The 24,918-nt window shown below is 40.5% G+C and carries 28 protein-coding genes and 1 pseudogene; 23 read left to right on the forward strand and 6 right to left on the reverse strand.

What is annotated here, in order from left to right; all coding sequences use genetic code 11:
* The 19 genes and pseudogenes from ACE1TI_RS12665 to ACE1TI_RS12755 form a co-directional block, all read left to right on the forward strand.
* Positions 1-197, forward strand: a 197-nt coding sequence (locus ACE1TI_RS12665; protein WP_375007942.1) for an electron transfer flavoprotein subunit alpha/FixB family protein, incomplete at its 5' end; no start/stop codon positions are given.
* Positions 198-244: 47 nt separating this feature from the next.
* Positions 245-1,405, forward strand: coding sequence for an acyl-CoA dehydrogenase family protein (locus ACE1TI_RS12670; protein ID WP_375007944.1), 1,161 nt, complete (start codon positions 245-247; stop codon positions 1,403-1,405).
* Positions 1,406-1,486: 81 nt separating this feature from the next.
* Entirely contained in the window at positions 1,487-2,827 is a 1,341-nt protein-coding gene (locus tag ACE1TI_RS12675; protein ID WP_375007945.1) for an MmgE/PrpD family protein, read from the forward strand.
* A gap of 17 nt (positions 2,828-2,844) precedes the next feature.
* Positions 2,845-4,203 (forward strand): MmgE/PrpD family protein, encoded by a 1,359-nt coding sequence (locus ACE1TI_RS12680; RefSeq protein ID WP_375007947.1) that lies wholly within the window; start codon positions 2,845-2,847, stop codon positions 4,201-4,203.
* A gap of 41 nt (positions 4,204-4,244) precedes the next feature.
* Positions 4,245-4,397, forward strand: a complete 153-nt coding sequence (locus ACE1TI_RS12685; RefSeq protein ID WP_375007948.1) for a hypothetical protein — start codon at positions 4,245-4,247, stop codon at positions 4,395-4,397.
* Positions 4,398-4,399: 2 nt separating this feature from the next.
* Entirely contained in the window at positions 4,400-4,657 is a 258-nt protein-coding gene (locus ACE1TI_RS12690; protein ID WP_375008034.1) for a PaaI family thioesterase, read from the forward strand.
* 85 nt (positions 4,658-4,742) lie between these two features.
* The gene (locus tag ACE1TI_RS12695) at positions 4,743-5,585 is read left to right on the forward strand and encodes a fumarate hydratase (RefSeq protein WP_375007949.1); all 843 of its coding nucleotides are present in this window, start codon (positions 4,743-4,745) and stop codon (positions 5,583-5,585) included.
* Positions 5,510-6,172, forward strand: coding sequence for a Fe-S-containing hydro-lyase (locus ACE1TI_RS12700; RefSeq protein ID WP_375007951.1), 663 nt, complete (start codon positions 5,510-5,512; stop codon positions 6,170-6,172). The genes ACE1TI_RS12695 and ACE1TI_RS12700 overlap by 76 nt, the downstream gene beginning before the upstream one ends.
* Before the next feature lie 26 nt (positions 6,173-6,198).
* Complete coding sequence (locus tag ACE1TI_RS12705; protein ID WP_375007952.1) at positions 6,199-7,437, forward strand: MFS transporter; 1,239 nt, start codon at positions 6,199-6,201, stop codon at positions 7,435-7,437.
* A gap of 182 nt (positions 7,438-7,619) precedes the next feature.
* Positions 7,620-7,908 (forward strand): annotated as a pseudogene (locus ACE1TI_RS12710) (sigma 54-interacting transcriptional regulator); the annotation flags it as partial.
* Positions 7,909-7,976: 68 nt separating this feature from the next.
* The gene (locus tag ACE1TI_RS12715; RefSeq protein ID WP_375007953.1) at positions 7,977-8,168 is read left to right on the forward strand and encodes a helix-turn-helix domain-containing protein; all 192 of its coding nucleotides are present in this window, start codon (positions 7,977-7,979) and stop codon (positions 8,166-8,168) included.
* A gap of 135 nt (positions 8,169-8,303) precedes the next feature.
* Positions 8,304-9,218, forward strand: a complete 915-nt coding sequence (locus ACE1TI_RS12720) for an NAD(P)-dependent oxidoreductase (RefSeq protein WP_375007954.1) — start codon at positions 8,304-8,306, stop codon at positions 9,216-9,218.
* 53 nt (positions 9,219-9,271) lie between these two features.
* Positions 9,272-10,099: an enolase C-terminal domain-like protein gene (locus ACE1TI_RS12725; protein WP_375007955.1), complete on the forward strand. Its 828-nt coding sequence runs from the start codon at positions 9,272-9,274 to the stop codon at positions 10,097-10,099.
* Positions 10,075-10,440, forward strand: a complete 366-nt coding sequence (locus tag ACE1TI_RS12730; protein WP_375007957.1) for an enolase-like domain-containing protein — start codon at positions 10,075-10,077, stop codon at positions 10,438-10,440. The genes ACE1TI_RS12725 and ACE1TI_RS12730 overlap by 25 nt, the downstream gene beginning before the upstream one ends.
* A 423-nt stretch (positions 10,441-10,863) precedes the next feature.
* Positions 10,864-12,000, forward strand: coding sequence for a mechanosensitive ion channel family protein (locus ACE1TI_RS12735; RefSeq protein WP_375007959.1), 1,137 nt, complete (start codon positions 10,864-10,866; stop codon positions 11,998-12,000).
* 113 nt (positions 12,001-12,113) lie between these two features.
* Positions 12,114-12,509, forward strand: a complete 396-nt coding sequence (locus ACE1TI_RS12740) for an HPr family phosphocarrier protein (RefSeq protein ID WP_375007960.1) — start codon at positions 12,114-12,116, stop codon at positions 12,507-12,509.
* 208 nt (positions 12,510-12,717) lie between these two features.
* Positions 12,718-12,855: a hypothetical protein gene (locus tag ACE1TI_RS12745; RefSeq protein ID WP_375007962.1), complete on the forward strand. Its 138-nt coding sequence runs from the start codon at positions 12,718-12,720 to the stop codon at positions 12,853-12,855.
* A gap of 93 nt (positions 12,856-12,948) precedes the next feature.
* Positions 12,949-13,467 carry an HD-GYP domain-containing protein gene (locus tag ACE1TI_RS12750; RefSeq protein ID WP_375007963.1) on the forward strand — a complete coding sequence of 173 codons (519 nt, stop codon included), beginning with the start codon at positions 12,949-12,951 and terminating at the stop codon, positions 13,465-13,467.
* Between the two features lie 52 nt (positions 13,468-13,519).
* Complete coding sequence (locus tag ACE1TI_RS12755) at positions 13,520-13,693, forward strand: hypothetical protein (protein ID WP_375007964.1); 174 nt, start codon at positions 13,520-13,522, stop codon at positions 13,691-13,693.
* A gap of 26 nt (positions 13,694-13,719) precedes the next feature.
* Here ACE1TI_RS12755 and ACE1TI_RS12760 read toward each other — a convergent pair whose 3' ends face one another.
* On the reverse strand, positions 13,720-14,595 hold the full coding sequence (locus ACE1TI_RS12760) for a LysR family transcriptional regulator (protein ID WP_375007966.1): 876 nt from the start codon (positions 14,593-14,595) through the stop codon (positions 13,720-13,722).
* A 117-nt stretch (positions 14,596-14,712) separates the two neighbouring features.
* Between ACE1TI_RS12760 and ACE1TI_RS12765 the strand changes: the two genes are divergently transcribed.
* The 3 genes from ACE1TI_RS12765 (at position 14,713) to aceA (ending at position 18,786) form a co-directional block, all read left to right on the forward strand.
* Positions 14,713-15,939 (forward strand): MFS transporter, encoded by a 1,227-nt coding sequence (locus tag ACE1TI_RS12765; RefSeq protein WP_375007968.1) that lies wholly within the window; start codon positions 14,713-14,715, stop codon positions 15,937-15,939.
* A 144-nt stretch (positions 15,940-16,083) separates the two neighbouring features.
* Positions 16,084-16,644, forward strand: coding sequence for a hypothetical protein (locus ACE1TI_RS12770; protein WP_375007969.1), 561 nt, complete (start codon positions 16,084-16,086; stop codon positions 16,642-16,644).
* A gap of 846 nt (positions 16,645-17,490) precedes the next feature.
* On the forward strand, positions 17,491-18,786 hold the full coding sequence (gene aceA, locus ACE1TI_RS12775; protein ID WP_375007970.1) for an isocitrate lyase: 1,296 nt from the start codon (positions 17,491-17,493) through the stop codon (positions 18,784-18,786).
* 300 nt (positions 18,787-19,086) lie between these two features.
* Here aceA and ACE1TI_RS12780 read toward each other — a convergent pair whose 3' ends face one another.
* The 5 genes from ACE1TI_RS12780 to rraA all read right to left on the reverse strand — a co-directional run bounded on the left by ACE1TI_RS12780 (position 19,087) and on the right by rraA (position 23,968).
* Positions 19,087-20,295: an MFS transporter gene (locus ACE1TI_RS12780; protein WP_375007972.1), complete on the reverse strand. Its 1,209-nt coding sequence runs from the start codon at positions 20,293-20,295 to the stop codon at positions 19,087-19,089.
* Between the two features lies 1 nt (position 20,296).
* Positions 20,297-20,716, reverse strand: a complete 420-nt coding sequence (locus ACE1TI_RS12785; RefSeq protein ID WP_375007974.1) for a MarR family winged helix-turn-helix transcriptional regulator — start codon at positions 20,714-20,716, stop codon at positions 20,297-20,299.
* A 770-nt stretch (positions 20,717-21,486) separates the two neighbouring features.
* Positions 21,487-22,410: an endonuclease I family protein gene (locus ACE1TI_RS12790; protein ID WP_375007976.1), complete on the reverse strand. Its 924-nt coding sequence runs from the start codon at positions 22,408-22,410 to the stop codon at positions 21,487-21,489.
* A 15-nt stretch (positions 22,411-22,425) separates the two neighbouring features.
* Positions 22,426-23,232, reverse strand: a complete 807-nt coding sequence (locus ACE1TI_RS12795; RefSeq protein WP_375007978.1) for a carbonic anhydrase — start codon at positions 23,230-23,232, stop codon at positions 22,426-22,428.
* A 256-nt stretch (positions 23,233-23,488) separates the two neighbouring features.
* Positions 23,489-23,968: a ribonuclease E activity regulator RraA gene (gene rraA / locus ACE1TI_RS12800; protein WP_375007980.1), complete on the reverse strand. Its 480-nt coding sequence runs from the start codon at positions 23,966-23,968 to the stop codon at positions 23,489-23,491.
* 142 nt (positions 23,969-24,110) lie between these two features.
* Between rraA and dapD the strand changes: the two genes are divergently transcribed.
* Entirely contained in the window at positions 24,111-24,833 is a 723-nt protein-coding gene (gene dapD, locus ACE1TI_RS12805; protein ID WP_375007982.1) for a 2,3,4,5-tetrahydropyridine-2,6-dicarboxylate N-acetyltransferase, read from the forward strand.
* Positions 24,834-24,918: the final 85 nt, after the last annotated feature.

The raw sequence follows: 24,918 nt of genomic DNA on the forward strand, positions 1-24,918 counted from the left end.
CAGATTTATATATTGCAGCAGGGATTTCTGGAGCGATTCAGCACCTTGCCGGAATGTCGAATTCGAAAGTGATTGTGGCGATCAACAAAGGCCCGGAAGCTCCGATCTTTGAAGTAGCGGATTATGGCATCGTCGGTGATCTCTTTGAAGTTATTCCTAAACTGACAGAAGAACTAAAAGAAGCAGTCTCGGCATAATAGAAGGCTTACTTTTTTTGAATTAAACAAGTATAGGAGGAATTATAATGACAGTAAGTACAGAACAAGAATTGGATTTAATCCGGAGCAGTGTACGTTCGCTTTGTGAAAAGTTTCCGGAAAGTTATTGGAAAGAGACGGATGAACAAAAAGAATATCCAGAAGCTTTCATAAAAGCTTTAACCGACGAAGGATGGCTGTCTGTTTTAATTCCAGAAGAATATGGCGGCGCAGGACTTGGAATGAAAGAAGCTGGAGCGATTTTAGAAGAAATCAATCGTTCAGGAGGAAACGCAGGAGCAGGACACGCCCAAATGTATACCATGGGTGCAGTGCTTCGGCACGGAAGTGAAGAACAAAAGCAGCGCTTTCTGCCAAAAATAGCAAATGGAGATCTGCGTTTGCAAGCTTTCGGGATCACCGAGCCAACAGCTGGTAGTGATACAACAAGTATTACCACTACAGCAGAGCTAAAAGGGGATCGCTACATCGTTAACGGCCAGAAAATATGGACTTCTCGTGCAGAATATTCTGACCTTATGCTATTGCTTGCAAGAACCACCCCAAAAGACCAGGTAAAGAAAAAAACAGACGGACTAAGCTTGTTTATTTTAGATATGAAAGATCAAAAAGATAACATCTCCATTCGTCCAATAGATACGATGATTAACCACGCCACTACAGAAGTGTTTTTTGAAAATGCCGAAATTCCAGTTGAAAACTTAATAGGCGAAGAGGGAAAAGGGTTTAAGTATGTATTGAGCGGAATGAATGCAGAAAGAATACTCATAGCTTCTGAAAGCGTTGGAGACGGTTTGTATTTTGTGGATAGATCCGTCCAGTATGCGAATGAGCGAGTAGTCTTCAACCGTCCAATCGGGCAGAACCAAGGGGTTCAATTTCCAATTGCAGAAGGATACATGGACATTGAGGCTGCAAAATTGATGCGTGATAAAGCTGCAGACTTGTTTGATGCAGGCGAAAATTGTGGAGCAGAAGCAAATATGGCTAAATATCTAGCTTCCGAAGCTACTTGGAAGGCGGCGAATGCCGCAATGGATACTTACGGAGGATACGGGTTTGCGACAGAATATAATATTGAAAGAAAATTTAGAGAAGCCCGCTTGTTCATCGTTGCTCCTATTACAAACAACTTGGTTGTCAGCTACGTTGGCCAGCATATACTCGGTTTGCCTCGTTCCTTTTAGAAAAGTCGTTAGGTCCTTGTATTTCCACAGGGGCCTTTATGTTTCTTAAACAAAAAAGTGAAGAAGAGGAGACACAGTAAAATGGTGACCGAACAATTAGTAGAAAACATATTAAACACGGCATACGAAGATATACCTGATCGTGTGAAGGAGCATGCCAAAAAAAGCATGTTAAATTGGCTAGGTGTAACAATCGGTGCCATAGAGCACGAGTCCATTGATATTTTAGTTAGTCTAGCAGATGAACTAGAATCAGCATCCCAAAATACGATTTTAGGCCGGAATCAAAAGGTTGACTTATTGTCCGCCGTTTTAATTAATGGTACGGCTTCCCACATTTTTGATTTTGATGATACACATTTAGATACCATACACCATCCGAGCGGTCCGGTCGGCCCTGTGGTGTTTGCTCTAGGTGAGAAATACGACCTTTCTCCAAAAGAACTAATACGTGCATTTGTACTTGGCTGTGAAGTAGAACTTCGAATAAGTAATGCTGTGTACCCCTCTCATTACCGTCAAGGCTATCACATAACTGCAACCGCCGGAGTATTTGGAGCAGCTGCTGCAGCGGGAATTCTTTTAGGTTTTAATGAAGAGAAAATGGCGATGGCTCTTGGATTAGCTGGTACTCAAGCATTTGGTCTCCGAGAAACGTTCGGTACGATGACGAAACCTTTGCATCCAGGAAAAGCGGCTCAAAACGGGCTGTTAGCATCCCTTTTAGTTAATAGAGGATTTACAAGTTCAACACAAATTCTTGATGCAAAACGTGGTTTTCTTAATGTTTACAGCCAATCATCTCAAAAGGAAAAAGTAAACGACAGCTGGGGACAGGTTTGGGAAATAGAAAAAAATGCTTTTAAACCTTATGCGTGTGGCATTGTTCTTCATCCGTCGATTGATGCCTGCATTCAGCTAAGCGAGTTTGCTGCTCCGGATGAAGTGAAAGAAATTCGTTTAAAGGTTCATCCATATGTATTGGAATTAACAGGAAAAGAAACCCCGGGAACAAGCTTGGAAGGCAAGTTTAGTATTTACCATACGGCAGCAATAGCATTTTTAGAAAAAGATGCATCAGAAAATCAGTATCAAGAAAATAAAGTGAACAATAATGAGACTGTAACCTTTAGAAAAAAAATCAAACCTTACGTTACTGAAGAAATGAATAAAGATAAAGTGGAAGCAACTCTTACAAAACATAACGGGGAAACCATCAGAGTATTTATAGAGCATGCTACAGGAAGTTTAGAGAACCCGATGACAGAAAAAATGCTTGTACGAAAATTTAGGAAAGTATGCCAGAAAAAATTGTCAGCTTCACAAATAAATCAAGTTGTTGATCAGTTGTTAAATCTTGAAAGAATAGATTCAATCAATCAAACATTGCACGTCATTAATGAAGACAACCACGTGAAATAAAGATAGGAGGAGAAGAGATGAGTTTAAGCCAAGCATTAGCTCGTTATGTTCGGAACACAAATTATGAGGATTTACCTGAAGATGTTGTAAGCTTCACCAAGCTTTGTATATTAGATTACTTTGGCTCCGCTTTTGCCGGTGCTAATAAGCCGCCAATACAAAAGATTGATGAGTTCGTAAAGGAAATGGGCGGAGAGCAGCAAGCAACAGCCGTAACTGGCGGAAAAACGTCTGTAATGAATGCAGCGTTAATAAACGGTGCAGCAAGTCATATTGTCGAATTAGATGATATTCATAAGGCCTCGATTATTCATGCGGCAACTGTAGTTGTACCGGCAGCATTGTCTATGGCCGAATGGAAAAAAAGAAGCGGTAAAGATTTCATTGCAGCCGTTGCGATAGGTTATGAAGTAGCTTATCGAATTGGCGAAGCTGTCACCCCTTCTCATTATTACTATTGGCACAATACAGCAACTTGCGGTACGTTTGGAGCAGCAGCCGCTGCGGCTAAATTATTAGATTTAAAGGAAGAACAAATCATTCATGCTATCGGGAGTGCCGGCACCCAAGCAGCAGGGTTATGGGAATTTATTGAAGATGGAGCTATGACCAAACAGATGCATCCAGGAAAGGCAGCTATGAATGGTGTGATTAGCGCCGTTTTGGCAAAGAAAGGCTTTACCGGTGCTCAAAAGATTTTAGAAGGAAACCGCGGCTTTTTTAGAGCAATGAGTGAGCAATACGATGAATCTAAAATTACCGACCGTCTAGGAGAAGAATTCAAAATTGTCGAAAATTCATTTAAAATTCATGCTTCTTGCCGTCATACTCACCATGCCATGGATTTAATGATCGATTTAGCCAAAGAAAATCCAACTTTTTTGCAAGAAGTGGAAAGAATAACAGTGAAAACGTATCAAGTAGCATTAGATATTACAGACAATAACAACCCGGCAACTCAATATGCATCAAAATTCAGCTTGCAATTCTGCACAGCGTTAGCTCTCATTAAGAAACAGGGAGGATTGGGTGATTTTAATGAGGAAAGCCTTTGGGATGATAGGATAAGAGAACTGATGACAAAAGTAGAGGTAAAAGTGGATCCAGAGATTGATGCTCGGTACCCGAATAAATGGGGGGCTAAAGTAGAATTGGAGTTAAATAACGGAGAAAAAATAATAAAAGAAACCGATTTTCCAAAGGGAGACCCAGAAAACCCGGTGACCTCTAATGAAATACTTGATAAATTTTCGTTGCTTGCCAAAAATTTGCCAGAGGATAGCAAGAAAAGAATTGCTGATAGAGTGTTAAAACTAGAAAGCTTGGAAAGTGTTACGAAGATATTAGAACCCAAAGAAAAAATCTTTAATAGATAATAAGGAGATTTCTAGAAGTTTCAGCTTAGAGGAGGAAATCAATGATCAACGCTAGTGAAAGTGACGTCAGGTCTACTAAAATCAATGACATCGAGACAAAATTGAAAATGCTTTCAAATGAGGAGCTTTCTCATATTGAGCACGTCATGGCTGCTCTTGAGCATTCTAGGAAAATTTTTAGGGAAAATTTTTAGGGATCCGCAAAGTAAATGATGAGAAATTTGTTATGGACCTCGGTCTGCAAAATAAAAATATTTATGGGGTTGCTCAAGGTGGAGCAATATACACACTTGCTGATGTAGCCATTGGTTTTAAAATATTTAGTGAACTAAAAGAGCACCAAAAAGTATTTACCCTGGAATTAAAGACGAATTTTATTAAAAAAGGGAAAGGAAACCAATTAATTGCAGAACCACGTTTTATTCATTGGGGAAACACAAACAGTGGTCTCTGAATGAACGATTACAGATGAAGATAATAACACGGTGGCACAGGATCTAGGGACTTTTTATATTAAACGTTAGTAAGGGGGAGGAGAAATGAGGGACATTCACTATAACGACATCGTTCGTAAAGTAAAAGAGATGTGCATAGAAGCGAATTATAATTTAGGGGAAGATGTGGTCAATGCGTTTAACAATGCCTTGAGAGAAGAAAAATCTGAAACAGGAAAAGACGTCTTAAATCAATTAATTGAAAACGCTGACATTGCGACAAAAGAGCGGGTGCCTATGTGTCAAGATACTGGAACTGCAGTTTTTATCGTAGAACTTGGCCAGGACTGCCATATAACCGGGGGCAGCCTGTATGATGCTATTAACGAAGGGGTTCGCCAAGGATATGGTAAAGGATATTTAAGGAACTCTATCGTCCATGACCCGCTTAATCGAACAAATACGGGTGACAACACACCTGGTATTGTCCACATGGAAGTCGTGGAGGGCGACCAGATTAAAGTCCACATGACAGCAAAAGGCGGCGGGGCTGAAAACATGAGTGACCTCAAAATGTTAAAGCCTTCTGATGGAATCCAAGGGGTAAAAGAATACATCCTTACTATTGTGAAAACAGCTGGGCCGAATGCCTGCCCTCCGCTAGTTGTGGGTGTAGGGATTGGCGGTAATTTTGAGCGCTGTGCTTACTTAGCGAAAAAATCCCTTTTTCGTCCTATCGGTGAACGGCATTCTGACCCCGCTGTTGCGGAGCTCGAAGAAGAATTAATGGCTGAGATTAATAGACTTGGCATTGGTCCTCAGGGGATGGGAGGAAGTACAACAGCCCTTGATGTGAAAATAGAAGCAGAAGCATGCCACATTGCGGCTCTCCCGGTAGCGGTGAATTTAAACTGCCACGCAAGCAGACATCAAGAAGCCATTTTGTAAGCCCAAGTATTTCTAACAAGAGGAGAAGAATACCTATGCAAAAATCAATACGAATTCCATTTGGAAATGAAGAAGCTCTCTTTTTACGTGCAGGTGATCGAGTCTTACTAACGGGTACCGTATATACAGCAAGAGACGCTGCCCACAAACGAATGATCGAACAGCTAGAAAGAGGAGAGTCGTTACCATTTGATGTGTCGGAGCAAGTCATTTATTACGTTGGCCCCACTCCGGCAAAACTCGGCCGGGTTATTGGGTCGGCCGGTCCTACAACAAGCAGCAGAATGGACAAATACACTCCAAAACTGCTGGAAATGGGGCTAAAAGGAATGATTGGCAAGGGATACCGCAGTGAAGAAGTAAAGAAAGCTATTGTTAATCAGCAAGCTGTGTACTTTGGGGCCGTGGGAGGATCTGCGGCTCTAATTTCCCGATCTATCAAATCAGTTGAAATGGTTGCGTATGAAGATTTAGGAACAGAAGCTATCCGTCAATTAGAAATTGAAAACTTTCCGGCCGTTGTCATTAATGATGCCTTCGGTGGCGATTTATATCAAGAAGGAGTGGAGAAATACAGGCAGACATGACTTATGGATAGGATTGGAAGTGAGATATGGAAAAAGAAATACATCCATATAAAAGTCACCAGCCAGAATTTTGGAAAATAACAATTGGATTAGCACTTGCTTCATTTATAAACTTTGCTAATTTGTATGTGGTGCAGCCCTTGCTGCCGATATATGCAAGAGAATTTAGTGTTTCACCAGCAGTCTCCAGTTTAACTCTTTCCCTAACAACTCTTTCCCTTGTCAGCGGCCTGCTGGTGTTTGGCTTTCTTTCTGATCGAATCGGCAGGGTGAAGCTTATTCATTTAACGCTGTGCCTGTCTGTGCTCCCTCTTTTTGCCATACCCTTATATGACGCTTTTTGGTGGCTCACCAGCTGGCGTTTTATTACAGGATTTGTTCTTGCGGGGCTTCCAGCAGTCGCGGTTGCCTATATTAATGAAGAGGTTTCCATAGAGAGCCGGGGATTAGCTGTATGTTTATATATTGCGAGTAATGCATTTGGAGGAATGGGTGGACGGTTTATCGGTGGATATTTCGCTGATCATTTCAGCTGGCAGACTGGTTTTTATTATCTCGCTGTATTGGGTTTAAACACATGTTTTTTCTGTTTTTATTTAATCCCAGCGTCCCGATTTTTTCATCGTTATCCTCGGTCTTTTTTACAAGATGTATTTGGGATGGCTGTTCATCTTAAAAACCCCTTATTACTATTTGCTTTTCTCTTTGGCATGCTGCTGCAGACAGGGTTTACCGGTATTTGGACGTATGCACCGTTTTATTTAGAGCAGGACCCTTTTCAATTATCGATTCGTGTCATTTCTCTTATTTATTTTACTTATTTATTAGGAGTAGCAGGTTCTCCTGTAGCTGGACGACTCTCTGATAGTTTTGGAGTCCTTCGCGTGATGGCCGTCGGACTTTTTATTATGATAATAGGAAATTTACTTACAACTATAATAAATGTTGGAATAGTAGTTATAGGGCTATCCATTATCTGTATGGGCTTCTTTATTGCGCATTCGATGGCATCTACGTGGGTTGGAAGCACGGCAAAGCATCACAGGAGCGGGGCAACCAGTTTATATCTTGTCATTTATTACATTGGTGCAGCTACTGGAGGAACAGCAATTGGAACTGTCTGGTCAGGCTTTGGCTGGATTGGTGTGATTACAGTTAGTACCATTCTTCCTATTGTTTCAGGGATTACCTTTTTTTGTGTGGTACGAAACACTGTTAATCATCAACTCATTCATATGGAGAGCAAAAAGAAGATAGAGCATTAATGAAGGGGAAGGTCTCTTTTGAGGTTTTCGCCTTAGGATCAAAAGAGGAGCAGGGAGAAGAATAACCGACATAGGACCAGCATCTTTTTTGGGGATGCTGGTCCTATGATTAGGAGGAAGGGATTCATTTATTTTGCTACAGTCACCACTCTGTTGTTCCCAATTTTCTCTGTATCGAATTTATAGCGATACCAGCTGATTTATTAGAATCAGAATTATTTGGCTATGTTAAAGGAGCTTTTACAGGAGCGAATGTAAAAGGAAAAGCCGGGTTATTTGAAATTGCCGATAAAGGTACATTGTTTTTAGACGAAATTGCAGAACTGCCTTTGGCATTACAAGTTAAGTTATTAAGAGTATTACAGGATTTTGAAGTTACTAGACTAGGTAGCATTGAAAGTTTGGAGCATTATTCGTGGCCCGGAAATATCAGAGAACTACAAAATTTAATCGAACGACTATTTGTTACTGTTCAAGAAACAACGATAAGATGCGAACATCTTCCTTCCGATGTATTTTAAAAAAATAAAGCTTTTAATATGAAAAAGAAACAGTCTTTAAAGAGCCGGGTTGAAGCAGTCGAAAAACAACTTATCTTAGATGCGTTAAAAAAATCTCTTACCATGTCCGAGGCAGCTAAAGAGCTGAAGGTCAATGCTTCTACTCTATCTAGAGAATGCCAGAAGTACAAAATAACCGTCCGGAAGACAGTAAACCTTTACGAAAAATAGCATGAGCAACGCCAGCCTTGTGTTCCACCGCAACAAATAAAAGAAGACGCTTTCAAAATACATAGATTTTTTGTCTTGAATAATGTATACTGGATACAACAAGAATTTCATTAGATCGTTAATAGAGGTGAGGCTATGAAACTAGGAATTATCGGTGTGGGAAACATGGGAGGAAGAATAGCAAAAAAGTTTCTTGAACATGGTGTACAGGTTGGAGTTTATGATCTTAACCAAGAAGCATTAAGAGAATTAAATGCTGCAGGGGCAAGTGTAGCAGAGAATCCTGCTCAGCTTGCTAGAGAATATCAATATATTATTACCATTCTTCCTAATGCAGAAATCGTGAAGAAAACAGTATTAGGAGAAAACGGGGTAGTAGAGGGGTTCACAGAAAAAAACATGTTAATTGAAATGACTTCATCCATTCCCACTGTTACTAAAGAATTGGCAGTGACATTAGAGGGCAAAGGTCATCGTATGGTTGATGCTCCAGTAAGCGGCGGAATAAAAAAAGCCGGTGATGGCACTTTAACCATTATGGTTGGAGGAAAAGAAGAGGACTTTACAGAAATTAACCCCTTATTAAACTATATTGGGCAAAATATTGTCCATGTAGGTGAAATTGGAGCAGGACACACAATTAAAGCGTTGAATAATTTGGTATCAGCTACTACTTTAGCTGTTACTGGGGAAGCCATATCGCTTGGTGTAAAGCTTGGTTTAGATCCAAATAAGATGCTTGATGTCATAAATTCCAGCACAGGAAGAAGCCATTCAAGCGATTTTAAATTCCCAAATCAAATTCTACCGCGAAAATTTGAAGGCGGTTTTACGCTTGACTTAATGGTGAAAGACTTAACGATTGCACTCGGAATGGCAGACGAAAAAAGAACGCCAATGTTTATTTCTAGTGCAGCCTATCAGCTTTGGAAATATGCTTGGGCTAATGGTCAAGGAGAATTAGACCATACCACTATTGTTAAATTTATTGAAGAAATGGCTCAAGTAGAGATCAAAGGTGATAAAAACTACGTCGCACAAAATGAATAGCTCATTGATTAAGTTAAAATAACTGAAAATTTTTAATAAAGGGGAGAAGAGGGTTGAAAATAGTCAAAATAAAAGAGAAGCCAGTGCCTATAAAATCTGACATCCGAAATGCTTATATTGATTTTAGTAAAATGACTGCATCGGTTATAGCCATTATAACGGATGTATTCAAAAATGGTGAACGAGTGATAGGGTACGGATTCCACTCGAATGGTCGTTATGCCCCAAGCGGTTTATTGCACGAGCGTTTTATCCCGCGCCTACTTCAAGCGGATCCAACAGAGATTTTAAATGATGATGGTTCAAATTTCGATCCTCACCGTATTTGGGATATATTAATGACCGGTGAAAAGCCGGGAGGGCATGGAGAACGATCGGTAGCAGTAGGCACCATTGACATGGCTGTATGGGACGCTGTAGCTAAAATTGAAGAAAAGCCTCTTTATCAATTACTTGCAGACCGCTACCGAAATGGAGAAGTAGATGAGAAGGTATTTGTGTATGCAGCAGGAGGCTATTATAGTCCGAATAAAGATCTTTCGAAACTTCAAGAAGAGATGCAAAGATATCTTGACCAGGGATACTCTGTTGTAAAAATGAAAATTGGCGGGGATTTCTTAGAAGAAGATCTTCGGCGCATCGAAGCTGTTTTAGATGTAGTGCCTGATGGTCAGTCGCTGGCAGTAGATGCAAATGGAAGATTTGATTTAGAAACAGCTATTACATATGCAGAAAAGCTAGAGCCTTATAACCTTTTCTGGTACGAAGAAGCTGGAGATCCACTGGATTTTGAATTACAGGCGAACTTGCCAAACATTATAAAAACCCAATGGCAACAGGAGAAAACCTCTTTTCTATGCAAGATGCACGCAACCTTATAAGGTATGCAGGTTTAAGAAAAGATAGGGACATTCTTCAGTTCGATTGTGCCTTGAGCTATGGCTTAGTAGAGTATTTACGCATTTTAGAAATGCTGAAGGAATATGATTGGTCTCCACGTCGATGCATCCCGCATGGCGGACATCAATTGTCCTTAAATATTGCAGCCGGCTTAGGATTAGGGGGAAATGAATCTTATCCAGGAGTGTTCCCGCCGTTTGGAGGATTTTCTGATGGATATGCCATAGAAGACGGCTATGTACGTCTCCCGGACATCCCTGGAGTTGGTTTTGAAGCAAAAAGTGATTTAATCCAGCTGCTGCGCTCCGTTTCAGGAAATTAAGGAAGGAGGGAAAAACTCCTTCCTTTGTCTTATAACAATGTTTCTAACGGTTTATATATTTTGTGAGATCCTTTCGTAAAACTTCAAACGTTAACTCCATCATCAAAAAAACCTCGACAAGCCACTGGAAAAGGGACAAAAAGGAAAAGAGAACCTTAATGATTTTGACATTCATCGGTTGTGAGCACTGTGGTCTGTTGATGCTTTGTTCGTATTTTATTTATCCATTTTCCGTCCCCTTGGTTCTTTTCGGATAATAAAAATATGGAAAATCCACATAAACACGTTTTATTTTATTATGGCATTTATGAAAGTAATATTTTCCAATTCTAAATACAACATAGAATGGTCTTCCTTATGATTAGTGTTCCCTTTTGCATCATGTTAAGATAAAACGGGTAATGATTCGCAGGAGGGTAGACAATGGATTATTTGTATAATTGGTGGTATTGGTTTATAGACCTGCCGTGGATTGATATAGGTATTGCGTTTGTTATATTTTTGCTTATATTTGTATTTCGGAAGATTTTTACAACCTATATCTTTAGATTTATTATGAGGTTTGCAAAAAAAACGCCGACCGATATTTTCACAAATTTAATTGTTGCGTTTGAGAAACCAATTCGGTTTTTCATCGGAATTCTTGGGATTTATCTAGCAATTTTATATCTGCCGATCCCGCGGGAGCAATTAGGATTGATCAATACGCTTTACCGTTCGATTATTATCGTCGTCATCGGATGGGGGCTTTTTAACTTTGCTTCCTCGTCATCGAGTTTGTTTTATAAAATTTCGCATAAGATGGAAGATGGCGAAGACAGCATGCTCATTCCATTTTTGTCGAAGCTGCTTCGTTTTGTCATTGTTGCGCTCACGATTACGGTTGTGGCTCATGAATGGGATTATGATATTAATGGATTTGTTGCTGGGCTTGGTCTGGGCGGACTGGCCTTTGCGCTTGCAGCTCAGGATACACTCAGCAATTTCTTTGGCGGTATCATCATAGTGAGCGAACGTCCCTTTAAAAAAGGAGACTGGATTGCAACGCCTACGGTAGAAGGAATTGTAGAAGATATTTCGTTTCGCAGCACAAAGGTAAGGACTTTTGAAGATTCACTTGTCACCGTGCCAAATAATACACTCGCTCATGAAGCGATCACCAATTGGTCGGAAATGGACAAGCGTCTGATCAGTTTTACCGTTGGAGTGGAATATGCTACGTCGAGAGAAAAGCTCGAGCGTGTTGTAAACAGAATCGAAGAGATGCTTTTTAACCATGAAGCAATCGACAATGAGCTTATTATTGTGAAGCTAAATGAAATGAGCTCGTCATCGTATGATATCTTTCTATATTTCTTTACGAAAACCACGGCTTGGGTAGAATGGTTTAATGTAAAACAGCAGATGAATCTGGAAGTTATTAAAATATTAGAAGAAGAAGACGTACACATTGCATTTCCATCAAGGTCTATGTATCTCGAAAAGTATCCAGATGACTTATATAACGCGTTTAAAGAGAGACAAAGGGAAGTGGATATAGATAAGAAAGAAACAGAGTAGTGGCTGTTGCGACATTTCTGTGAATTCTTCTTACAATCCGGTAGCTATTTTATAAAGAACTATTTATAATAGAGGAGGCTTACAAGGATCGTTTAAAAAAGGAGAAGATGATAATGGAACAACAGGAAACTATTTCGTTGTTCAAAAGCTTATCTGTTCATAAAGTATTGGAACTTGTCCACCTTTTAGAACACTATGAAAGTGACGTTTTCATGGAAAAAAAGAATAAAGCAGCTAACGGAAAAAGTGTACTAGGGATGATGTCTGTATTTACGACCATTCGAATTGGAGATAAAGTGCATATGCGGGTGAAAGGAGAAGATTCCGACAAAGTATGCTCTGCGGTGCACGCATTTTTACAAGATGCCGGTGCAGAAGAAGAAGTACTCGGTTATTGGGAAGAAGAAGGAGTAGAAACGGTTGAAAAAGCAATGACCGCATCTTTAAACCATTGGTCTCCCGATGTCCGGCATGTTGCAAAATCATATTTAAAAACAACCAGACACTAAAGTGATTCATAAAACCGTTTCAATAGCTGATTCGTTATCTCAGCTGTTGAAATGGCTATTTCATATTTCTTTACAATGAAGCCTTCTGCACTTTTCTGATAAAACCCTCAAAAATTCCTGTTATTTCCGCGTGAAACTCCGATATAATAGAGGAACAACAAATCTAACAAAAAGACTCAAAGAAAAGAAAACTCAAAAGGTGATACTTATGCGGTATACTTTAACCCAAAATATTCAGCAGGGGGACAAATTAGCGCGCCACATTTATGCAAGTGATGGCCGCATTTTATTAAATGCCGGAGTGCCTCTTACAGTTGGTCATATGGGTGTTCAGGCGGTCTACTAGAAGATGAAAAACTTCAAGATGTAACTGTAGAAGAAGTAGTGTCGGAAAAAACAAGAAGAGAGACGGCTTCAGCGCTTGCAGAGTCTTATCAGTATGTCCAATATAAAAGCAATTAACCAATCCGTATATACATTAATAGAGGAAATATCATTAAACAAAGATATTCTTTTAAATTTAACGGATATTCGAACAACGGATAATGCGTTGTACGTTCATTCAGTCAATGTTTGTATTATGTCCATTTTAACCGGGACGAAAATGGGCCTAGACCGGGTGAAGCTTCAGGAATTAGCTATAGGTGCACTGCTCCATGATATCGGAAAGGTCATTCCGGAAAGCAAACGGCTGGACGAGCACCATTCCTGGATCGGTTTTAATTTTTTAAGAAAAAATAAAGAAATCAGTACATTATCTTCTCATATTGCGCTTGCTCATCATGAACACATTGATGGAAGCGGCGTACCAAGGGGCATGGCAGGAAAAGATATTCATCTGCTGGCAAAAATTACAGCTGCAGCTAACTTTTATGACAACCTTGTTGCCGGCGGAAGCGGGAATATGGAGCCATTGCGAACTGCTGTTAGGACTCACCAATCATCATTTTTCTTTTAACGTAGTTTGGAAGTTTTTACGCACGATCGCGTTTTATCCGACCGGAAGTCAGGTGAAACTGACAACAGGGGAAGGAGGCGTCGTTGTTAGCCAGCATAAAGGACTCCCTCAGCGTCCGGTCGTGCAAGTGTTTAAAGCTTTTTTCGGTCAAAATGTAGACTACGATATTACAGACCTTGATCCTGTCAAGCATACCACTCTTTTTATCCAAAATACAGTTGAATAATCCGTCTCCGTCTGGTGCTGAAGCATTCAGCGGCGGGCTTCTTTTTCTAAAAATTTAAGAAAGATCTCATTTGCCGTAGAAAGCGGCAAATTTTTTTTATGAGCGATTCCTAAAGTTAAGACAATCGGCGGATCAAAAGGAATGGCAACCAGGTCTTCGTCCGGACGGATGACCATTTTCAAAAATACGGTAACACCAAATTTTCTGGCTGCTAAAGATTTGGCCATAGATATTTGATTGGTTTCAAACGCAATATGAGGACTTTTGCCGGCTAATTCACCAGCACGGTCAATAATTTTTCGCTGGTAATATCCTTCTTTAAAAAGGATTAAAGGCTCTTCGGCTAAAATTTCCAACCGAACGGAAGACCGAGAGGACAATGGGTGTGAAGGAGCAACCACCATCATCAATGGTTCTTGGAGAAAAGGATGAATATCTAGTTTATGAGATACCTCATCTATCATAACGGTACCCATTTCTAAATTACCTTCTAGAATAGCTGTTTCAATGTCAGTTGTCCCTGCTTCGAAAAAATCTATTTCCATGTCAGGGTATTGGTTTTTAAATAAGGAGAGTTTATCTGGAAAATAATAGGATCCTACCATAGAAGGAACCCCAATTTGAACAGTTCCCCGGATACCTTCTTTAATTTCTTCTAATTCTTTTTCAGCTTGCTTCATTTTTTGTCGAATTTCAAGAGCATGCTTTTTCAATACGCTGCCTTCCATTGTTAAACGCACACTTCGTTTTTCACGGATAAAAAGACGAAGACCTAATTCGGATTCGAGGTTTTGGATCGATTTCGTAATCGCAGGCTGTGCTATGCGAAGCTCAGTTGCGGCTTTTGTAAAGCTTTCATGTTCGGCAACGGTTAAAAAATAAGTGAGCTGCTTAATATCCATCTGACTTCCTCCATATAAAAAAGTTATCATTTTAATAATTATTATATATTTTATTTATGAGAATTTCACTGGTAGCATAAAAGATATGACTCCAAGAATGAAAGAAGGCAGCATGCCATGATTGATGTAGAAACAAAGTCTTTTTGGAAAGCAACAGCAGCATTAGGGGCTTCATCACTGTTAATTTTTGCAAATATGTATTTTCCTCAGCCGCTTCTGCCGCTGTTCACAGAAGAATTCGGTATTACCGAAACCGTATCAAGCTTGATCATTTCTGTCTCATTGTTTGTATTAGGAATCAGCTTTTTTCTTTATACCGCTCTTTCTGATGCATTTGGCAGACGAAATATTATTTTTATCGCAATGGCCCTTGGCACTATTGGAACGTTAGCGATCAGTGCAGCCCCTTCGTTTGAATGGCTGCTGGCTGCAAGAATTTTTCAAGCTGCAGCTCTTGCCGGTATTCCTGTGGCAGCAATGGCCTATATCAGCGAAGAATATAAGATGAGAGCGATGACTGTTGCCGTAGGGATATATATTAGCTGTAACAGTGTAGGAGGCATGGGAGGACGGGTGTTAAGCGGTGTCCTGGCCGATGTTTGGGATTGGAGAGGAGCGTTTGTGATCATGGCAGGTGTCAGTTTTGTGCTGTTTTTTATGGTATACCTGCTTTTGCCTCGTTCCAAGCAATTTAAGGCTCGTCCGTTTCAATTAAAAGAAGTGCTCGCAAATAATAAAGAGCATCTTAAAAATCCTGTTATGCTCTATGCCTATATTATAGGCGGGATTCATTTTCTCGTGTTTATTGGCATTTTTAACTTTATTACGTATTATCTTAGTGGTGAACCGTTTCAAATATCAACCGCCGTTTTAGGTTTGCTGTTTCTAACGTACGGAGCGGGGACGGTCAGTTCTACGTTAGCCGGCAAAGCAGCACAGAAATGGCAGCAAACCTCATGTATTTTTATTGGAATCTGTTTGATGATCGGTGCGTTATTGTTATCCTTGATCCCTTCTTTTCCTATCATCATCTTGGCTTTATTAGTGCTAAGCTTTGGTTTCTTTTTTGCACATTCGAGCTCAAGCTCCTGGGTAACAAGACATGCCAAAAAAGCAAAAGCAAGTGCATCAGGCTTGTATTTAACGTCTTATTATTTAGGCGGAAGCCTTGGCAGCTTTTATTACGGGTGGCTGTGGCCGGCATTTGGCTGGCCTGGTGTTGTAGCTGGGTCTCTGTTTCTTTTAGGCGTTACGTTTACATGCACTAAAGGAATGGCGAAAATGGAAGCGGGAGAAAAACAATTGATGGAGAAATATTCAAGCCCTGCAAATCAAAGTGGTTAATAGCTTTGGGAGCTGTTCCTCATACTAAAGACTTATTTCACTAAAAAGAACATTAATAGAGTGTAAAAATAGTAAAAGAAAGGAAATACACTACTATAAACGAGTGAACGCATAAAAGTTTTTAGAAAAATGGGAGGAACGGTTATGAAATGGATCTACGGACTGCTGTTGAGTATAGGTATAATATGCGGCTGTGCTTCAGGGCAGCAGGACAATGCGCTGCCAGTAAAGCAGGCAGAAAAAGCTGACACCAGAATTGAAGAGAAGCAGCCGCCGAGTGAAGTGAAAAGTGTGAGCCAAAAACAAATAGGTGCAGAAACGTTTAATGAACTAATTGAATCTTTTCATGAATTTAACTACGCGTCCTACTTGAACCAGGAAAAAGAAGAAATTAAAGAAGCATTAGGAGAACCAGAAGATGAAGGTTGGTTTGAAGGCGGGGAGTACATGCAGTACGGGGATTTTACGTTTTTCTTTCATCCTGTTACAGAAAAAGGAATCTCGGTTGCTGTAGAAACAACAAATAAAACATTTGATCAAGAGAAAGCAGAAGATATTTTAGGTTCAGTTGACCGCAGCTTCTGGAATGAAATGGACAATATGTGGTCAGAAGTGTACGAATTCGAGGATGGAACAATTACTTTTGAAAAAGAATCAGAAGAAGCAGAACATCCATCTTATATATGGTTTGAAAGCAGCAAATAAACGCCAAAAAATCTCCGGGTCGTGTATCTGGAGATTTTTTTTATACTCTTAGGAAAGTATAACTTTTTTATTGGTAAACAGTATAAGCAAAACTACGGTATTCGCCATAAGGAATCGGCGATATGCTTTTTTTAATTTGTTTAGGAAATTATGTTTTTACAAGTTGTGGATAACTATCTCCATATTGTTTGATCCGCGTCTAGCTTCAGCGCCCAGCCTCTCGGAGGCCCAAGACGGTTTAAGGAACTTTTGCTAGAATCGCGAACATCGTGTTCGCAACGCAAAAGTCAGCACATCCTGTGCAAGCCAGTTCGACGTTGTCACAGGACGTGACGTTCTTAGTCGAACATCCTTTAGGACCCTTCTGCTAAAGACGCACACGTCGACGCACAGGACGTGCTAATGTCGCCAATGCCACAGGACGTGGCGTTTTTGGCGACGAAAGTGCAACACAGAAGTCACCACATCCTGTGGAAGTAAGAGCGCCTTTATTGCCTGGAGAACATTTACCTGTCGAGGCTGACCAGGGCGCTTGCGCTTTGGTTCTGTACCGATTGATTCTCTGATCAATTAAACTGTAACACAACAGAAAGGGTAAATTATATGTGTGCTAATAGCAAAAAGAAGCAAAACCCCTGTTAAAACAATAATTTTGTTTTCAGAATATTAAAATTTATATAAAACACAAAAAAATTTCCAATTTTATGTTGCATAACAGTGTTCTCTGTTATATTATAATAACTAACGAAACAAACTGTATTAAAACAGTTGAAAAAGAAAGGGATAAGCCGGGAAGGGGGCTGGCTGAATCTCTTCACTTTCATTATTAAAAAGGAGATGAGAAACATGGGAAACATTCAAGAAGAAGCAAAAAAATTACAGGAACAATGGGACACAGATGAGCGCTGGATTGGAATTGAAAGACCTTATTCTGCAGAGGAAGTAGTAAAGTTGCGGGGATCCTTGCAAATTGAACATACACTAGCAAAAAGAGGAGCGAAAAAACTGTGGGATCTGATTCATAGCGAACCATATGTAAACTCTTTGGGTGCGTTAACAGGAAATCAGGCGGTACAACAAGTAAAAGCGGGTTTGAAAGCGATTTATTTAAGTGGATGGCAGGTAGCGGCGGATGCTAACCTTTCCGGACAGATGTATCCGGATCAAAGCCTTTATCCGGCAAACAGTGTTCCGCACGTCGTAAAACGTATTAATCAGGCGCTGCAGCGAGCTGACCAAATTCAGCATATGGAAGGAAGCGGTGATATAGATTATTTTGCTCCGATTGTAGCGGATGGAGAAGCAGGTTTTGGTGGACAGCTCAATGTCTTTGAACTTATGAAAAGCATGATAGAATCTGGGGCTTCGGGTGTTCACTTTGAGGATCAGGTAGCATCTGAGAAAAAATGCGGTCACATGGGCGGCAAGGTGCTTGTACCGACCCAAACGGCAGTGAAAAACCTTATTTCCGCAAGACTCGCAGCAGATGTAAGCGGTACTGATACCATCCTAATGGCAAGAACCGATGCAAATGCAGCGAACCTGATTACGAGTGATGTGGACCCGGCAGATCATGAGTTTATTACAGGTGAAAGAACAGAAGAAGGGTTCTATCGGACAAATGCCGGCCTGGATCAAGCGATCGCCCGTGGCTTGGCTTATGCGCCATATGCCGATCTTATCTGGTGTGAAACAGCGAAGCCGGACCTTGACGAAGCAAAACGCTTTGCTGACGCCATTCATGCTAAATTCCCTGGTAAGATGCTAGCTTATAACTGCTCACCGTCCTTTAACTGGCAGGCTAACCTTGACCAGGAGACCATCGAGAAATTCCAAGTTGAGCTTGGTAAAATGGGATATAAATTCCAGTTTGTTACATTGGCTGGCTTCCATGCATTAAATCACAGTATGTTTGAATTGGCCAGCGGGTATAAAGAACGCGGTATGGGTGCATACTCTGAACTGCAGCAAGCTGAGTTTGCTAGCGAAGAAAATGGCTACACAGCTACACGCCATCAACGTGAAGTAGGTACCGGTTACTTTGATGAAGTTTCCCAGGTAATCACCGGCGGTACGTCATCTACCACTGCGATGAAAGGCTCCACCGAAACCGATCAATTTCAAAAATCAACTCAATCTTAATAAAAAACGGGCTGTTATGGCAGGTGATTCTGCCAAACAGCCCGTTTATTGATTATTTGTTTAGGCAATTATGTTTTTACAAGGTGGATAACTATCTCCATATTGTTTGATCCGCGTCTAGCTTCAGCGCCCAGCCTCTCGGAGGCCCAAGACGGTTTAAGGAACTTTTGCTAGAATCGCGAACATCGTGTTCGCAACGCAAAAGTCAGCACATCCTGTGGAAGTAAGAGCGCCTTTCATGACTGGAGAACATTTACCTGTCGAGGCCGATCAGGGCGCTTGCGGCTTTTGTTCTTTATATTAACTGCTTTTTTCCAGTTTGAGATTCCTTTTCTTCGCACCTTCTGTATGATTTAATAAGTAATAAAACCCGGCAGCTGTCAGCACAACAAGAATAGCACTACAGCTGAACATAAGAGAAAAACCAGTTATGGAAACTATGATTCCTAAAATATAGGAACCTGCTGCAATTCCCGTATCATACAGCATAAAAAAAGTAGCCGTTGCATGGCCGTTTCGTTCGCGTGGGGCATATTGAACTGATAGGGAAAGGACACACGGCAAAATCGTTCCATACCCTACCCCAATTAACGCAGCGGCTAACAAAAATAAAAAGCCTGACTCAGCTAAGCTTAAAACAACTAAACCAACTGCAAAAGTGACTAAACAAGGTAAAATAACGATTTTTGGACCACGCTGATCAAATAGTCTGCCAAGAAAGGGTCTGAAAAGAAGCATCGTTACAGCAAATACGAGAAAGAAATAATTAGACATATCGCCAAGTCCGATGTTGGCAGCATAAACAGAAATAAATGAAACAATTCCGGCATACGCAAAGGCAACTAAACTACTTATTAGTGAAATAGGGATGGCACGGAATTCAAAAAAATCATCCAGAGAGAGTTTTCGTTTTTCTAAAGCTTTTTTCGGTTTTTCGGTTTCTGTCACTTTCACTAAAAGTGTGCAGAGAACACCGATGATCATAAAAATACTGAGAACGCTGAATAGTTGTTGAAATGTAATAAACTGAATCAGTGTCAATCCTATAAAGGGACCGGCTACAACAGCTAGATTCATAGCCATCGTGAAATAACCAAGCCCTTCTCCCTGACGCTTTTGCGGCAAAACATCTACCGCAATGGCAGCCGTAGCTGTTGTCACTACTCCAAAAGACAACCCGTGAATGAAACGTAGAATAATTAGAACAGAAAACTGATCTACCCAGATATAACCAAACGTAGTAACAGTGAATATAAAAACGGTGGAAATTAAAACTTTTCTTTTTCCGGCCCTCCCTAGTAGTTTTCCAGAAAACGGCCGAATCAATATAGCGGCTACCAGCATAGCTGTAACAATTAACCCGCCTTGAGCTTCTGTGCCTTTTAAATCATTTACAACGTAAAGAGGCAGTGTCGTTAATAATGTATAAAAAATAACAAATACAATAAAATGAACAAAAGAAATACCGAAAAAATTCTTTGTCCAGATTGGCTCATCGGAGGTACTCATTTTATTCGTCACTCCTTTTTGTGCCAAGCTTTTCTAGAAAATGGTAAAGCTGTTCTTGGTCGCTGCTTGTTAATTGAGCAACGAATTGCTGCTCAAACTGTTTAATGGTCTCTTTCACTTCAGGCAGTTTTTCTTTGGCTTCATCAGTTAACACAACAATTCGTTCACGTTTGTCGTAGCCTGGCTTTCGATGAATCCAGCCGCTCGTTTCCATTCTCGCAAGCGTGCGCGTAATCGTTGGTGCTTCCACTTTTAAGTACTGCCAGATGTCGGTTTGCGACATTGGACCTTTTTGGCTCAGCATATACAAAATCGTCCATTGAGACGTATATAAGTCATGTTTGTGGAGATGTTCATTTAACTCTTTCGATAACAACCGAACTTTTTGATTCAATAAGTGAAACAGAGTGCTCGTATCCATACATTTGCGTCCTCCAATATTTACCCAGGTAAATAAACAATACTTCTACTATAGATGTGTTGTAAACGAAAGTAAAGCCCGCCACACCCATGATAAGGCTTACATGCTGTCATTTCGTAAAAGAATTGTTTTTTTAAGAAGAGATGGGTTTTGACTTGTTTCGGTCGAAGTCTACGGTGCTTCCGCTGGTAGTAGTCGTTCCTATGAACAGTTATGGGTGCATTCGTGTGGAAGGGCGATCTATAGTTTAGGCGGTATTAGCAGGGTTTGGAGCATGATAAAGAAGGAAAAGAGAAAGAAAAGAGAAAGAAAGGTCACCAAGGGAGGGTGTTGGAATCCAAAAAAGGAGTAGGAGAAGAAGCACGGTTACCATGGGAAGTGTTGGAACCTGAAAAAGGAGGAAGAGAGAAAGAACGCTCACTTAGGGAAAAGATTGGAACCCGAAACAAAAACCAGAGAAAAAGAATATTAGTCAAGGGAGGTTCCTGGAGCCTAACATAGGAGAAAATCGAAAAGAATGGTAGTTAACGAAGCTTCTTGGAACTTAAAACTAGAGCAAAAAGAGGGTGGTTGGGTATTGGAGTGCGACCTGGGTAAAAGTTACGTCTTAAGGATTGACGTTCGTGCAATGCAAAGAGAGTTCCTTAAGATACCTAATATCATGTGACTGGCAGCGAATTAGGCATCCCTTGCTCGCTGCCATTTCTTTTGAAAAAAGAAAATCTATTAAATCATTGAAACTGCTGAGAAAACAATACTTCACATCCGGTTTACGACGTGAAAACGGAAGAAGCTTCTATTGGAAAATCAATTAAGGGGTTGCGGTTTCCCTGTATTTCAAAAATAGCTAGGTTGCGGTGCTTTTCATACACAGAAACGGGAAACTGTTCATTCCAGCTTAGCAGCAGATCAATGTCTATTTGTTCGTAATAGGAACGCTCGATTTCATCGGGATATCTTATTAAAAAATAAAGCATGGCTCTGGAAACAGCTCCTTTTGCATATTCCGGCTCAAACCGACTATCCTCGGTTTTGCCGCACCCGCTCGTTATTTTATTAGCTCTTGCATGTTCTGGATCATAGCTTTTGAAATCGTGATAAGGAAAATTACTTCGTATCGAGTTGCAGATAGGTTCACAAGTAAACAAATGATGAATATCTCCGCGCATCGGTTCATCTCTTTGAAACCAGGACTGGGGAACCACGTGCTCACAATTAAATTTAAAGTCGTTTTCTATTCGTATGATTTGATCTTCCAACGTGAAATGCACTTTGGCTGCCATTGTTTTTTCCAGCTCTTGTTCTCGTTTTAAAGCTGTCTCATAATCTTCATTGATCACATCTTCTGCCCGCCTGTTTTCTCCAGAGTAAATACTAGTTAAAGTACCATCCGGCTGTAAATCCACCCAAGGATAAACGTATTCCGTCGGGTTGTAGTTCACCTTGCTTGTATGAGTTTTTGTAATAAGGTCATGTAATAACTGAAACACTTCCTCACTTGGCTGTGTTTCAAGATCTATATTTTTATAATATTCTCTTATGATAAAGCTGTCTTTTTCTTCGTCATAATACTCTTCATTTTCTTTTAGCAGCTTTGTCTTTGTGCTGGAAGTTTGGGATAGGATATTGTCCAGACGGCGGCGGTCTTTTGACATGGGAAAAAGGGTTCTTTGCTGCATGGATGTGAAAGTCATTTAATCCCTCCAACATTAGTTTTTCATAATTTCACGGTCGTTCCTCTCTTGGACGGGCCGGTGATTGTCAGGAAAAATGTGTTGAAAGTCTTCCATTTGCTCTTTTAACATTTCCAACGGCTCTTCAAAAATAATCCAGTTAACTTCTTCTGTACATGGAGGGGTAGTTAGAGAGCCATTATAATGAAACGACTCCTGGTCTTCAGGGAGAAGAGCTTGTAAGTCAATTGGCACATCTATTGTTATGTCATCTTCACCCTCTGTTTCTGGAAGGTTTTCCCATACCTTGGAAAGCTCCTCATTTTCATTTCCTTCCTGCAGCATTACCCCCAGCACAGCTAGTTGACCATTTTTATCTTCGTGAACGAGGTGCAGCTCCATATCATATTTTTCATCGTTAAATTCGTGTTCACTTGGAGTATGAAAATGAAATTGGGCGAGTTGGTATTCGTTTTCGTCAATGACTAAGCTGTTGTCTTCTGATGGGTTTTCCGCTTGAACAGTATGCCCGTTATTAACTAGGGTAAAGGAAGCAGGATGATAATCGACTTCCATGTTTTCTAAGTTTTGGTCATCCTTTGTTACTTGAGAAAATTCAATATTAATAGGAGATTGTTCATAGCCATCAATACAAACAGAATAGGCAGGATCTAAATCACCCCAATACTGCGGCCCGGTGTCACCCTCATAAGACCACTCATCAGAGCTGATCTGGTCTTCTTCTTCGTTTAGGATATTTGTTTCTTTTGTACCTTCTTGACAACCCCCGACAGGAAAGCTTAATGAAGCGGCTAAAAATGGACAAATAAGCTTGTAAGACATTTACAACATTTCACCCCTCCCTTTTTATAATAAATACAATACAATATTAGGAAGGATCAGCAAATATGGTTCAACTAAAAATATAAATTCAGTGAAAACGAACTAAAAGAAAAGGGCTGGTTTAGAGGAGAGGGATGTAAGGGGGTACTTGCTTAGCAGCAGTTACCTTATTCACATCGATACCTTTGCAAGGCCGCCATGGACTGGAAAGTATAGGAAAAGGACTGTCCCCTGTTTTAAAGACAGTCCTGTAGAGCTAAAGTTGAAGCTCCTCATCAGACAATAAAATCCCGTCTGCATCGGCATACACCCAGGCACCAGGCTTCCATTCTACATTGGCAAAGCGAAGAGAAACGGCGCTTTCTCCTTCGCCTTTTTTAATAGATTTGAAAGGATTCGTACCTAGAGCACGAACGCCAACCTGCATCTCATTGATTTCTACCGAATCACGGATGCAGCCGTGGATAATGACGCCGGCGAGGTTTCTTTCTTCGGCAATAGCTGCAAGATTATCTCCCATAAGAGCACAGCGAGTAGAACCACCTCCGTCTACGACGAGAACGCTGCCTTCTGGAATGGATTCGAGCGCTTTTTTAACCAGAACGTTGTCTTCTAGCACTCTGACTGTGTGAATAGGCCCGGAAAAAGAAGTTTTTTGACCGAACGATTGAAACAAAGGATCAGCTAAAAGAACTTTCTCCTTATGTACGTCACAAATATCTGCTGTTAAACTCATGCATCTGCCTCCTTTTCTATGTCTCTCTATATTTATTCGACATATATACGGTTATTTCCTGTGTTAAATAGTACAGAATGGTTTCCTTCAACGGTCTCCTGTGATAATCTATTGAAGAGAATGGATAAGGAGGCACCAGAACATGAACCAAATGGATGCAAACGAGATTATTAAATTTATTTCTGAAAGTGAAAAATCAACTCCAGTAAAAGTACATATCAAGGGAGACCAGCTTGAAAATATTGGATTTGGAAACGAAACAAAATCCTTTATTACGGGTAATACCGGCGTATTATTCGGAGAGTGGAAGGATATTAAAAAAGCAATTGATGAACATGAAGATAAAATTGAAGACTACGTGGTAGAAAATGACCGCCGAAATTCAGCAATTCCTCTCCTTGATTTAAAAGATATCCCTGCGCGTATTGAACCAGGCGCAATTATCCGCGATCAAGTAGAAATCGGTAAAAACGCTGTAATTATGATGGGAGCTTCCATTAACATTGGCTCTGTGGTTGGCGAAAATACGATGATCGATATGAACGTTGTAATGGGAGGACGCGCGACAGTAGGGAAAAACTGTCACATTGGTGCGGGTTCTGTACTTGCAGGTGTTATTGAGCCGCCATCTGCTCAGCCGGTTATTGTAGAAGACGGTGTTGTTGTTGGTGCAAACTGCGTGATATTAGAAGGAGTTACAGTTGGAGAAGGTTCTGTTGTAGCAGCGGGCGCTATCGTTACAGAAGATGTTCCTCCAAATACAGTCGTAGCTGGTACACCGGCTCGCGTTATTAAAGAAATTGATGACCAAACAAAGGGGAAAACGGAAATGAAGCAAGAGCTTCGCCGTTTAAATGAAGAATAATATCCTTAGGTTTAAGAATACAATGTATTAGATGAAAAAAACGGAGACTGCCCGGCGCGTGTTGTTGGGCAGTCTTCCTTCTATC

Source organism: Alteribacillus sp. JSM 102045, assembly GCF_041949975.1.
Classification (GTDB): Bacteria; Bacillota; Bacilli; order Bacillales; family Marinococcaceae; genus Alteribacillus.